This window comes from Aminipila sp., assembly GCF_032051575.1.
GTDB lineage: Bacteria > Bacillota > Clostridia > Peptostreptococcales > Anaerovoracaceae > Aminipila.
In genome coordinates this window covers 140,769-153,574 of the sequence record NZ_DAMBYD010000006.1, presented here as the reverse complement: position 1 = coordinate 153,574, position 12,806 = coordinate 140,769, and the positions used below count along the sequence as shown (strand labels likewise).

Genomic DNA, 12,806 nt, shown 5'->3' with positions numbered 1-12,806 from the left:
ATTGTTATATCCGAAGATAACATTACCGAACTAAAATAAAAATGACTGTTGGAAAACAAATAATTACTTATAAATACATGGTAACAAATTGAAGAATTTACACCAATATTGTGATATAATGTAAAATTGTATGACTATATTTTAACAATCTATTATAAATATATAATTCAATATAACTTTTTTGGAGGTAATAATATGACAGAACTTGAAAATTTTATGCTGGAAGGTAATATCAAAACATTACTCGTTAAGTTTTCTCTTCCTGCCATAAGTGTATTTTTAGCTAATGTATTATATAATCTTATTGATGCAATTTTTATAGGTAATCAGGCTAATGGTATGTTAGGAATTGCAGCTTTAACTATAGTTTTTCCGATTCAACAAATAATACTGGCTCTTTCTCAAATGATCGGAGTTGGAATTGCTTCTATAACTTCCAGAAGTCTTGGAGCCGGAAATAAACTAAGAGCAGAAAAGGCTGTGGGCACTGCATTAACATCCTCTGTTCTATTAGGAATTTTAATTATGGTTATAGGACTGGCTTTCATCAGACCTATGTTGTATATTTTTGGTTCCTTGGAAACTATACTACCCTATGCTGTAACATTCTTTAGAATTACTTTATATTGCAGTGCTTTTTTCGTTTTTAGTATTGTTTCCAATAGCATCCTACAATCAGAAGGACATGCTAATATTGCTATGATAAGCATGATAATAGGACCTGTAATTAATATTCCGTTAGATTACATATTGGTTACAAGACTTCAATATGGGATAAAAGGAGCTGCCATTGCTACAGACATTTCTCAAATAATATGTTTCATATTTTTATTGGTATACATCTGTTTTAATAGTAAAATTTTAGGAGTAAAAGTTAAAAATTTAGTAATTGATATAAAATTATTAAAGGAAGCGATTTCCTTAGGAGCATCCACGTTTATGACTCAACTGGCTTATGGAATTCTAGCCATAGTATTAAATAATTCATTAAGAATTTATGGAGGATCTGACTTATATATTTCTGCAATTGGTATATATAATCGTATATTCGGGTTTGTTACCATTCCTATGTATGGAATTAGACAAGCTCTTCAGCCTATTATAGGATTTAATTATGGTGCTAAAAAATTCAATAGAGTAAAACAAAGCTTAAAGCTTGGAATTTTAACATCAGTTGTAATTTCATTGGGATTTTTAGTTATAATTATTAGTTTTACAAATAAAATAGCGGGTGTTTTTACATCTGATAATGAATTAATAGCATTGACGGTTCCTATTTTAAGAGTAATGATACTTATGAGTCCTTTAGTAGGTGTTCAAGTAATTGCTGCAAGTTTTTTTCAGTATATTGGCAAACCTAAGCCTGCATTATTTTTATCAATAATGAAACCATTTTTATTTTTAATACCATTAATGTTAATCATCCCAATATTTCTTAAAGTCACTGGTGTTTTTGTATCTGTTCCATTATCTGATTTTTTTACTGCAATGATATCTTTAATTTTTATATATCGTGAGATAAAAAAGATGAATGAATTAAACGTAATTCAAGGAAAAAATAAAAATGCACGTGTTTAGGAGAATTTTGAAGCTAATAACATAAATGAAAATAGCAGACAAATATAAGAATTTATTTGAGAATATAATTTAATAAATGAATCATAGAACATGTGATTTGAGTGTGGATTTGGGGCAAAAACCGGACGAAAAAATAGCGTTTTTTGCCCCTTTAAAATGAGCAAAAATATAGATGACATTAGAATTTGTGATGATTTCTTAACATTATTAGGAAATTATGCAAGGAGCCTTTTTCATGAAGAGAGATAGGGTATAAATAAAGTTATTATAGAAAAATTTACTTTAATGCCAGCAAATATAATATAAAAGAATACGGGTGGTGAAAGGTGTTAGACTCTCTTCATCTCCACCATAACCTCTGCACAATAAAGATGACAAATTATTAAATCAAGTTATTTCAACATATAGGTGATTTTAATTTAAGTAGAATTTTAGAGATAACGCTACAGTACTGAGGAGGGTTGAACGCACGTACTGTGGTGTTTTTATTATAAGTTTATGGTATAATGAATTAAAATTAGAGTATTTATTTCATTAAAAATAAGGGACGATGTTTTTAGTAACAGTAAATGTTTAACTTAGCATGGTGAAAGGCGAGGCCGCTATTGTTATTATATAATAAGAGTTTAAAATTGAGATTACTATTAAGATATTTAAGGTGATAGGATGAAGATAGCAATTTGTGATGATGAAGTTAATTTTCAAAAGATATTAGGGGATAAACTTGAAGAGTATTATGGTATGTTAGAGGTTGAAATCGAAGTATTCTCCTCTGGAATGGATTTTATGGATAGGTTTAAAAAATATCCGTTGGAGTTTCAAATGATTTTTATGGATATTGAAATGCCAGGTCCGAATGGAATAGAAACTTCCAAACAGATTCGGAACATCAATCAGTCCATTCCGATTATATTTTTAACAAGTCATACAGAACTTGCCATGGAAGGTTACGAAGTAGATGCCTTTCGCTTCCTTGATAAGCCTCTGCAGATGGAAAGATTAGTAAAAACACTACATGATTTTGATAACCTAAGGCTATTGGATAGTAAAATAGAATTACAGGATGGAGAAAGAACCTTGTTGGTAAACTGGACGGAAATCCAGTATGTGCAAAGTGAAAATGTATATATTAATGTGTGCATAGAAGGATCCACGTGTTTAATCCGTAAAAAACTGAGTGATATTGAAGAACAAATGCCAAAGCAGATGTTTTATAAGCCGCATAGAAGTTATCTGATAAATCTAGGATTTGTCAAATCCTTTGACGGAAAGAAAATCATGATGAAAAACGGAAATGAAATTCCACTCAGCAGAGGAAAAAGAAATGAATTCAAAACATCAATGATGAATTATTTGCGCATATTAGGATGAGACAGGTGAGATTATGTTTGAAAAATTATACATGATAATTGGGTGCACAGAACTTTTAATTTTATTAATATTAATTGGAAAGTACATATATTTTGAGAAGTTTTTTTATAATTTACGCACATGGAAGTTTATCTTTGGTACATTTTTGTTTAGTGAATTTGTGATTTGCTTTTTTGATAAAGAAGGTGCTATGCAGATTGTCTTACCCTTTTTATTTTTTAGTGTACTGGTTTTTTGTTCAAGGGGGAAAAATATAATTAGGGGTTTATTTTTAATATTTCCAATTTCCGGTATGATATTTTCTATGATATTCATTCCCATTTCTTTTCTATATTTATTTTCAAAATCTATGAATTCCATCATTAATACGAACATCTCCTGGATGGGAATATTTGATATTATATTCTGGATCAGCTTTATACTTTTTCTCTGGAAGGGGAAAAATTGGAGAAGATGTTTTGATGAAGTTATCCAGAATAGAACCCTTTCCAAGTGGGAAAGAAATTTAATCAACACAACTGGCTTGTTTCTTTTGATGTTTTCGGTCTTAGTTGTATGTGTGGATGAGTTTAAAATTGCATCGCTCTACGCCAAATGTTTTGTGGGATTCAGCATTTTAATTGTAGCTTTCTTGGAAACTTCAATCATAGCAATGGTGATTCAGGGAAACGGCAAGACCTATTTCCAACAAGCAGCAATACTGAATGAACATTATCTAAAAGCACAATTGGAGCATTTTAGAACATATCAAGAGACTCAAAGAGAGACCAGAAGAGTACACCATGATATGAAAAACCATATTGCCTGCCTATACAATCTGATTTTGGAAGGAAAATATGATGAGACCAATAAATACATTTTGGGTTTAAATACACAGATCGAGCAGATAGACCGAGAATTACACACCGGTAATGATATCGTGGATGCAATAGTAAATGAAAAGTTGGCTAATGCTAAAAAAGATCAGATATCTATTTCAATAGAGGGAAAACTGGGATATCTGACTGTTGATGCAATGGACCTTTGTACAATATTTTCCAATTCAATTGACAATGCGGTTGAGGCATTAAAAGAGAGTTACGTTCCAGAGAAGGAAATGCAGATACAGTTTAAACAGCAGAATGCAATGCAGTTTCTTATGTTCCGCAATCCAGTGGAACAAGGGAAATCAACGCTTACTTTTTCCACAACAAAGGGAGATTATATAAATCATGGATTTGGGTTGGGCAATATAAGAATGGCAGTAGAAAAATATAAGGGGTATATGGAGTATTATTTAGAAAATGATGGAAAACAAAACTATTTTGTACTGGAAATCATTTTATTTGTGCACCCCGCAACATAATAGAAGCGTTTCACAACAAAAGTGACTATAGGGAAACATCCGAAGCTATGATTGATACACAAACATAGTAAAGGAGATTAGAATATTGGAAAATAAAGTTGAAACAAATGAAACACAATGGAATAAAAAAGAGGTCAGAAAAAACACAAGCAAGTTGGCTAGAGGCGTCCTTATATATGAACTGATAATGTTTTTAATTGTTATTGTAGATATGATTCGAAGGATTATATCATTTTCTAGTAATAATGAATTTGATATTGATTCTGTTATTGATTCTGTTATTGATTCTGTTATTGATTCTGTTATTGATGAGGCAATGAATAGTGGAACTTCAACCATCATTGCGGTTTTCCTGGGGCTGCTCTTTTTATTGTTTTATTTTCGAAAATGTGATTACCAGAAATTAATTTTTCATTCGCAAGAGAAAATGACAGGAATGTCATTTTTGGTATTACTAACGGTCTTTATGTCTGCTCAGGCTATTTTTAGTTTATCAGGTACAGGAATTGAGGCTTGCTTCAACCGATTTGGGTTTACCATTTTGGGTGAGATTGAGAGTGCGTCCAGTAGTAGTAGCACGGTATCGATGCTCTTATATGCTTCGTTTATAGGTCCTATTTCGGAAGAAATTATTTTTCGAGGTTTCATTATGAGAGGATTTCAAAAGTATGGAACCTATTATGCTATTGTTATTTCCGCAGTTATTTTTGGAGCGTTCCATGGTAATCTGATTCAAAGTATCTTTGCAACGCTAGTTGGTCTGGTGCTTGGATATGTAGCCATGAGATATTCTATAAAATGGTCTATCTTGTTACATATTATTAATAATTTTATCTTTGGAGATTTACTTTCCTATCTGACTTCAAATTTAAATGAATCCATGCAATCAGTTGTGATTTATGTGATTGAAGGTGTTTTTGTTGTAGGGACAATCGCGATTATAGTATTGAAAAGAAATGAAATGAAGAAATTTATCAAAGGTATAAAAGTGGAAAAAGGTTTAATGGGATTAGCCTTTACTTCTATATGGATGTTAATTTTTTTAGTTTTTCAAATACTGCTGGCAATATCCGGAATCGAAAAGCTACCTATTTAGTGAAAAGAAAGGGAAAAGTGAATGTATTCAATTCTAAATGCTGATTTCAATTTCCCTAATGTCATTAGCACATTATATTGTGAATATGGGTTTATAAAAATTTACAAAGAGGTAGAGAGGATTTTCAATGAAAAACTGTATGATGAAGAATAATGCTTTGAATTACGAATATGGTAAGATAAAATTATTAGAGTTAGTAGGAATCTATATGATAGCATTAGTATTAGGTGTCTTGTTTCGTATATATGGTGGAAGTATAGGAATTTTGTTATCTGGTACGATATTTTACTTTCTTCCACTCATGTGGATTATAATAAAGCTTAAAACAAAAAAAATCCCTTTTCAATTGTGGACGGCAAGGGTGAACAAATTTACATTATATGATTCGTTTTTTGTTGCAATCTTTTTTATTAGTATTTCTGTAACTTTTATTATAATAGAGGCAATTCTATTTAAGGAAGGCCAAATGGAATATGAGAAAGTCAGTTGGCAAAAAGTAATTGTGTTAGCAGTACTGGCACCAATTACCGAGGAGCTTATTTGCAGGGGAGTTATATTGCAAAGTTTTGTCAATAAGTATTCTGTCAGAAAGGCAGTATGGCTTTCTGCGATAGTATTTTATATAATTCATATAAATATTTTTAATCTATTGACGATATTTGCAGGGGTTATGTTTGCAGTATTAATGATAAAGCACTGCAACCTTTATATGACAATGGCTATTCATTTTTTCTGGAACCTCATACTACAGTTAAAACCCTTGCTGATAGCAAGATTACATAATGTAAGCAGTACTGTTTGTTTATGTATGTTACTCCTTTGTTTTTTTATGATTATCGTTGGATTAATAAAATCCATTCAGCAGTATAAATTTATACTGAAAGAATATTGTGAGTAGGCAATGAAAGATAATAAAATTATACTTTCCTAGTTTTAGGAATTTTAGCAGCACCTGCGGGGCTATTTTATTATAAATTTTTCGTTTCATTTTGGGGTGAAATTGAAGATACTCAAAGTTAAAGGCAACCGAGGTATTATTCTACATAGCCATTAATGTATCTCAAATTACAGGAAGATTTAAGTAGTTTTGTAGAGAAGACATTTCCACCAAGGAACCATCAGCTTCAAACGACATCATTATTGCATACTCAAGGCACGTTGAGACAGTGATTCTGATTACACGTTGTGGTAATAGCGATAAATAAGCCAAACGAACCAAGAGATGTCGTGATTTTGAAGCTAAATCAGGGCGAAAATCAAGCTGAAAAATACTGGATTTTTGTCCTGATTTTTTAGACGTTATTATAGATGACATAAAGAAAAATAGGAATTTGTATATATATCAAGTTAACTCTCGGTTACTATTTTATAAGCAACGGTTCAATAGCCATTTCGTATTACAAGAGTTATAATTTAGTTATTAAAGGAGGTTGTGCCATGCAAATTAATGAGCAAATAAAAGAAAATAGAAAAAATATAGGTTTGACGCAAGAATAAGTTGCAAATTACCTCGGAAGAATCTATAAGAAATTCCACAATTTTTATTCTTGCAGGAAAGGAATGCTTTTACAGGATTTAGAAAAAATTCAGAGATGTTTATTTAAGCTGATAGATATAGAGCTAAAAGTCGACAAATCGGAGAAAGCAAAACAAATAGCTGAAATAGCACAAAACATGGTACATCTATTTGGATTATGGCAATATGGAGCAGTTACCCCGTATCTTCAAATTGTTTTATATGAAAAAGATGCGGAGCAGAGTATTAAGCAAATCAAAGCCATCTTCGATGCGGCATATAAATCTTGGAATATGGATATGACACCGCTCTTTTACAGAACTGCGCAAGAAGAATTCACTGGTATGGAGAAATATTTTGTTCCTGCATTCATCTCAGAACTTAAAAGTAACAGCGAATATGATTTTCTTCGCACCAACAAAGCATTTGAAAACCTGCTTGTAGATTATAATAAAACATCTAACGTTTAACGTGCATAGACCGTATATTTACAGTAAAGTGTAAATGTGTTGAAAAAAATAGCAAAAGTTGTAAAATATATGAAAGAATGTATTGATGAAAATAATAAAGTTCAGGGGGTTACAAATGGGCAGAATATTAATTGTAGAAGACGATCAAATTATTTGTACTGGATTAAATAGTATAATAAAGACTGTAGACAGCACTCAAGAAGTTTTCATGACCGGATATGCAGAAAAAGCATTTGATTATGCCATAGATAAAAGAATAGACGCTTTCTTTTTAGATATTCAGCTTGAGGACTATAGTGGCCTCAAACTAGCAGAGCAGTTGAGGGAAATCGATTATTATAAGTTTACGCCCATCGTGTTTATAACAGCTGTTCCGACTAGAGAATTGGAAGCTTTCAGGAAAATTCATTGTTATGACTATCTAGTAAAACCATTTAGTATAGATGAAGTTAAAGAAGTAATTGAGACTGTTATTAATTATCGAATTAAAAAAGAAAAAAAAATATTGTCAATCAAACAGAAAGATTTTATTTATGTTATTGATCAAGAAGAGATTATTTACATTGAGAGTAATAACAGAAAGCTGATAGTACAAACGGTTCGTGAAAAAGCTGAATATGCTTCATATACCTTAAGCCAGATTGCGAGTGAGTTATCCGAAGATTTTATTCAATGTCATAAAAGTTATATAATCAATAGTAAATACTTACAGGAAATTAATAAAAAAGAATGTTTGATTAGTTTAAAATATGCAGAAGAACAGATTCCTTATGGAAGAAAATATAAAGAAAACATAAGAGGTGAACTGGTATGACACTTCTACAGAACATTATCATGTCTATGTTTGACGTAGCTTCAGTTATTATTATTTCAAAAAAATTGACTAGCAGTCCAATTAAGCTAAGCTATGGATTAATATCTTGGATACTCACATCATTATTTGGAGGTGTTTTAGGATATTTTTTAGATGAGATATTGAGTATATCTTTAAATATATTAACGTTATGCATAATGTTGATACTTATATATAGAAAAAAGATCATAGAAATAATATATATTTATATTTTTACTATGATTATTATAATGTCAGTTCAATTACTGATTGTCCTTCTAATGAGTACGACTAATAGCCAGTTTCAATATGACTTTATGAACGGAATGATAGCACAATCTATTTCTATGACTATCATGGGTTTTATATACTTTAAAGTTCCTTTGAACGTTGCTTATGATTTTATTCAGAGCAAGAATAATATTATAAAAATGTTTTTATTAAATTTATTCATATTAAGTTTTGTAATTCTGATGTATTGGTATATAGATTTTCAAGGAGTACTTTAAAATATTATTCTTTTAACAGTAGTGACTGCCATGTTGATTATTAGTAATTATATTATTCTTAAAAATGGATTAATAAATACTTATCAGGAAAAAGAATTAGGAATATATAAAAGATACAATCCTATAATTCAAGAATTAATTGAAGAATTACGAGGAAAACAGCACGAATTTGATAATCACTTGCAGGCACTTAAACTTATGCTTGCAGATGATAATCTTAATGAAAATATTGACACAATAAAAAATTATATAAAGGATCTAGAAATTAAAAATGATTTAGGAAACTTAATAAAACTGGATAACAAAATACTAGCAAGTCTGCTATATAGCAAGAAAAAGAAATCTGAAGAAAAGGGAACTATATTAAATATTGAAATAAAAAATTATATGATGCAGTTTAAAAATTACGAGCTGGTAGAAATCATTGGAACGCTTATTGACAATGCTTTAGAAACAAAAGTAGATAAAAACATAGTATATCTAAAAATCCATAAAGAAAATGATATGAATGTTATTGAAGTGAAAAATAAACATCCATATCTTAGTCAAAATGTCATCCTAAATATGTTTAAAAAAGGATTTTCTACAAAAAGTGGTAACCGAGGATATGGCTTGTATAACTTGAAAAATATCGTTAATGCAGCTAAGGGAACAATTGAAGTCAGTAACTTAAAAGATGAAATAGATGAAGAAAATTATGTAGCAATTAAAATAAGAATCAATTAAATTTTCGTTTGTTTTTTAGGACATCCGGAATGTATAGACCCATAGTGAAATTGTAAAATATGGGTCTATATTTGTTATAAAATACAAACGACGTCACATGTTGTTTGCGCAGGTATCTTTGCCGTTTAGGAAATATGTATTTACATTTCTAGGAAAAATGATATGGTTATTTTTATAGATAGTAATTGGAGGAACGTTGTCGGTGATAATTAAATTAAAAAAATATATCTTATTATGGCTAATTGTATTGATTGGGTTTATATCAATTAGCATACTTTGTATAGAGCGATATCAAGTTGAATCGGTTAATAATGGAGTGCATATTACATTAGATTATGATGAATTATGCAAGCTTGCAGGACAATCTGAACATGATTTAAAATGGTGGATTTCATTTTTTCATGCACAGGGGTGTGCTTCTGTTTCGATTAAAGAAGAGTCACTTCATTCTTTGCAAGAAAGCAACAAGGATTTGGAATATGATACAGTAGAATCTATATGTAAAAAACTAGAATGGAAAAAAGAATATCCCAAAGAAATTGTTGATGATATCTTAAATAAAACTTATAAAAATGAATATTTTATTGCTAAAACTGATGATGTAAAGCTTGCTCATTTTATTAAAGAAGGGCTAGAAAACAGATACCCAAAAAAATTCTACGATATGTATTATATTGGGAATATCAACTACTTTGTTATAAAATCCGACGAAGAAATTCAAAGTGTATATAAAGAAGAGAAAGATAAGATCAGATTTGGTTTCGATGATAATAAAATCAAGTTAATTAAAGATAGTGGAATGGACGTTATATTTAGGCCGATAAATAATGAAAAGTTTCCCCAAAATTTGGTGAAAGCATATAAAAATGAACTCATTAGGCATCAGATACGTCCTAAAGTTTACTTGTTCGGAAACAATACCATAATTGGTTATCCGGATTTTGACAAGGAATTAAGTGAGTTCATGAAAGAAAATAAAATTACTGTAGCCTTGCTTGAGACACCAGTTCAACGATCTAATGTTGAGGTTGCAGGCATTGAGGATTTAACGGTTGCTCTTAATTATGATGCCGTTCGTACATTTTCCATGAGTGACTATATTCAACAACGATATAAGTATTATAATTATTCCGGCTCTGAAGAGATTGAAAATACAATTTATCGAGCTGTTACTGAAAGGAACATTCGATTGGTGTACTTCAAACCGTTTAAATGGGATAATGATAGTTATGTAACCAATACTACTGAATATGTCAGGATGTTTAAATCACTAAAGGCTCGATTGGTATCACAAGGTATATATATTGGCGATTTTACAGTTATGCCTATGAATACAAGTAATAGAATATTGGTGATTATTGCTGGTATAAGTTTGGTCGCAATTGGAATACTGCGGATAATGCAATATATACGTTTAACTATTAGGGGGCAATTAGGTATGTTAGGTCTAGGCTCTTTATGCATCGTTACAGGAATGTATATTGCGCCCAATACGATGCCTGGTTTAATTGCTTTTGGAGCATCAGTTTTATTTTCAATTATAAGTATTTCAATGTTTATTATGCAGATGAAAAAAGCTTATATTGATTCAACAAGTATAAAATTCTCCTATTTAGTATTTAAATGTATTTCAAGTTTGTTGGGTTCTTTTATAATTGTATTGGTGGGTGGACTATACATTGGCGGCTTGTTGTCAGATTCTAGGTTTTTGCTAGAAATGGATTTCTTTAGAGGTGTTAAACTAGCTCAGATAATACCGATATGTGTTGCAACAGTATTATATGTTATGTCTATGGGGTACTGTAGAAAAGAAAGTGAAATTAAGGAAGAAGTCTACTATATCAGCGATTTAAGAAGACTCTTATTCGTAGATATCAAAGCTTTCTACTTGATTATATTAGGGGTTGCAGGAGGTATTTTGTATTATTATCTTGCACGTACAGGACAAGAAACTAATATTGTACCAAGTGATGCTGAAATGATTTTGCGAAATCTCTTAGAAAATACTTTTTTGGCAAGACCAAGAACGAAGGAATTTCTTACAGGATATCCATTATTGATGGCCGCTTACCTGTTGGCACATAATAAAATAAAATTTTTAATGTATCCGACTATCATAGTAGGAGCAATCGGGATAATTTCTGTTTTGAATACATTTAGCCATTTGCGTACCCCGCTTTATCTTTCTTTATTACGGAGCTTTTATGGCTTAGGTTTGGGAGTTGTTATTGGTATTTTGGGCCTGTTTGTAATTCAGTCAATGATTAATCTGATAAAGAAATATAAAATGAAAAATACATTGATTGAAACCCTAAATAAGGTCTCAATATATAAACTAAAATGATATTAATACCGTATAAATATCAGATGAATTGCTTGAGACATATCTTCAACGTATATTCTATAATATAAAAACCTAATTAACTGATAAAATAATTATATTTAGATCTCATAGATTATCTGCGGTTCATTTAGCAGATAACATCATCTTGATTGAAAATGGCAAAGTATTAGAAGAAGGTAATCATTCAGAATTATTGAATCTGAATAAAGAATATGCAAGACTTTATAGGTTACAATCTGATCTCTACAAATAATTATTTCTAGAATAAAATAGACTTTTTAAAGGTATGCACTGGTGGATTAAAAATAAACAACTTGAATGCTGCATGACAAAGGAAGAAGGAATACAATGTTTGGAATAATTTATGAGAATATATTCTCTGCCACTGAAAAATTTATGAAATGTTTGATATTTATTATACCATTTATTATGGTAACAATATATTACGCAAGTAGACAAAATTTAAGAATTTCAAAACTACACATCTTAGGTGAACTGATTTTTACATATTTAATTGTGTATATACTTGATTTTACTACTATTTCTTCTCTTGCCCGTATTCTTTATATTGGAATTGAGATACGTCCGGAAACCTTTAATTTTATTCCTTTTAAATCAATAAAAACTGATGTATTTTCATATATTACAAATATTATTTTATTTATACCATTTGGATTTTTATGTTCAACACTTTGGAAAAATCAACGTAGTGTAAAACATGTAGCCCTTGGGGGCTTTTTATTTTCATTAACAATAGAAACGAGCCAAATATTTAGTATGAGAGTAACTGATGTTGATGATTTACTCATGAATACGATTGGCACAATTATTGGATACTTAATTTTTAGAATTATTCAAAAATTCTCGGCCATTAAAAACAGTTTTGTGTTAGTTGGGTATAGCGAGATACCCTTTGTTTTAAAACATGAAGTATGGTTTTTGATATATATTGTTTTTGCATTTGAGTTTCTTATTTTACCATATTTATCATAAATAATTAATATTCATGTGCCCTCGAT

The 12,806-nt window shown here is 30.2% G+C and carries 11 protein-coding genes; 10 read left to right on the top strand and 1 reads right to left on the bottom strand.

Features of this window, described 5'->3' with window-relative positions; all coding sequences use genetic code 11:
- Nucleotides 1-195: 195 nt before the first annotated feature.
- Complete coding sequence (locus RTW14_RS09820; protein WP_312650249.1) at nt 196-1,578, top strand: MATE family efflux transporter; 1,383 nt, start codon at nt 196-198, stop codon at nt 1,576-1,578.
- Nucleotides 1,579-2,244: 666 nt separating this feature from the next.
- Nucleotides 2,245-2,949, top strand: coding sequence for a LytR/AlgR family response regulator transcription factor (locus RTW14_RS09815; RefSeq protein ID WP_312650247.1), 705 nt, complete (start codon nt 2,245-2,247; stop codon nt 2,947-2,949).
- Between the two features lie 105 nt (nt 2,950-3,054).
- Here the strand turns inward: RTW14_RS09815 and RTW14_RS09810 are convergent, their stop codons facing one another.
- Complete coding sequence (locus tag RTW14_RS09810; protein WP_312650245.1) at nt 3,055-3,312, bottom strand: hypothetical protein; 258 nt, start codon at nt 3,310-3,312, stop codon at nt 3,055-3,057.
- 19 nt (nt 3,313-3,331) lie between these two features.
- Here RTW14_RS09810 and RTW14_RS09805 point away from each other — a divergent pair, with 19 nt between their 5' ends.
- The 8 genes from RTW14_RS09805 (at nt 3,332) to RTW14_RS09770 (ending at nt 12,780) form a co-directional block, all read left to right on the top strand.
- Nucleotides 3,332-4,294 carry a sensor histidine kinase gene (locus tag RTW14_RS09805; protein WP_312650242.1) on the top strand — a complete coding sequence of 321 codons (963 nt, stop codon included), beginning with the start codon at nt 3,332-3,334 and terminating at the stop codon, nt 4,292-4,294.
- Between the two features lie 85 nt (nt 4,295-4,379).
- Nucleotides 4,380-5,390, top strand: coding sequence for a CPBP family intramembrane glutamic endopeptidase (locus tag RTW14_RS09800; RefSeq protein ID WP_312650239.1), 1,011 nt, complete (start codon nt 4,380-4,382; stop codon nt 5,388-5,390).
- 127 nt (nt 5,391-5,517) lie between these two features.
- Nucleotides 5,518-6,288 (top strand): CPBP family intramembrane glutamic endopeptidase, encoded by a 771-nt coding sequence (locus RTW14_RS09795; protein WP_312650236.1) that lies wholly within the window; start codon nt 5,518-5,520, stop codon nt 6,286-6,288.
- A gap of 662 nt (nt 6,289-6,950) precedes the next feature.
- A complete protein-coding gene (locus RTW14_RS09790; RefSeq protein WP_312650233.1) occupies nt 6,951-7,376 on the top strand; it encodes a hypothetical protein in 426 nt (141 codons plus the stop codon).
- Between the two features lie 115 nt (nt 7,377-7,491).
- Nucleotides 7,492-8,190: a LytR/AlgR family response regulator transcription factor gene (locus RTW14_RS09785; RefSeq protein WP_312650230.1), complete on the top strand. Its 699-nt coding sequence runs from the start codon at nt 7,492-7,494 to the stop codon at nt 8,188-8,190.
- A gap of 557 nt (nt 8,191-8,747) precedes the next feature.
- Nucleotides 8,748-9,443: a sensor histidine kinase gene (locus RTW14_RS09780; RefSeq protein ID WP_312650227.1), complete on the top strand. Its 696-nt coding sequence runs from the start codon at nt 8,748-8,750 to the stop codon at nt 9,441-9,443.
- Between the two features lie 202 nt (nt 9,444-9,645).
- A complete protein-coding gene (locus RTW14_RS09775; RefSeq protein ID WP_312650224.1) occupies nt 9,646-11,787 on the top strand; it encodes a DUF5693 family protein in 2,142 nt (713 codons plus the stop codon).
- 348 nt (nt 11,788-12,135) lie between these two features.
- Complete coding sequence (locus RTW14_RS09770) at nt 12,136-12,780, top strand: VanZ family protein (RefSeq protein ID WP_312650221.1); 645 nt, start codon at nt 12,136-12,138, stop codon at nt 12,778-12,780.
- Nucleotides 12,781-12,806 lie beyond the last annotated feature (26 nt).

Bases quoted from the DNA above. Each gene is read 5' to 3' on its own strand.
- RTW14_RS09805 (WP_312650242.1), top strand. From the start codon at position 3,332: ATGGGAATATTTGATATTATATTCTGGATCAGCTTTATACTTTTTCTC.
- RTW14_RS09780 (WP_312650227.1), top strand. From the start codon at position 8,748: ATGTTGATTATTAGTAATTATATTATTCTTAAAAATGGATTAATAAAT.
- RTW14_RS09770 (WP_312650221.1), top strand. From the start codon at position 12,136: ATGTTTGGAATAATTTATGAGAATATATTCTCTGCCACTGAAAAATTT.
- RTW14_RS09810 (WP_312650245.1), bottom strand. From the start codon at position 3,312: ATGATGGAATTCATAGATTTTGAAAATAAATATAGAAAAGAAATGGGA.
- RTW14_RS09785 (WP_312650230.1), top strand. From the start codon at position 7,492: ATGGGCAGAATATTAATTGTAGAAGACGATCAAATTATTTGTACTGGA.
- RTW14_RS09820 (WP_312650249.1), top strand. From the start codon at position 196: ATGACAGAACTTGAAAATTTTATGCTGGAAGGTAATATCAAAACATTA.
- RTW14_RS09815 (WP_312650247.1), top strand. From the start codon at position 2,245: ATGAAGATAGCAATTTGTGATGATGAAGTTAATTTTCAAAAGATATTA.
- RTW14_RS09795 (WP_312650236.1), top strand. From the start codon at position 5,518: ATGAAAAACTGTATGATGAAGAATAATGCTTTGAATTACGAATATGGT.
- RTW14_RS09790 (WP_312650233.1), top strand. From the start codon at position 6,951: ATGCTTTTACAGGATTTAGAAAAAATTCAGAGATGTTTATTTAAGCTG.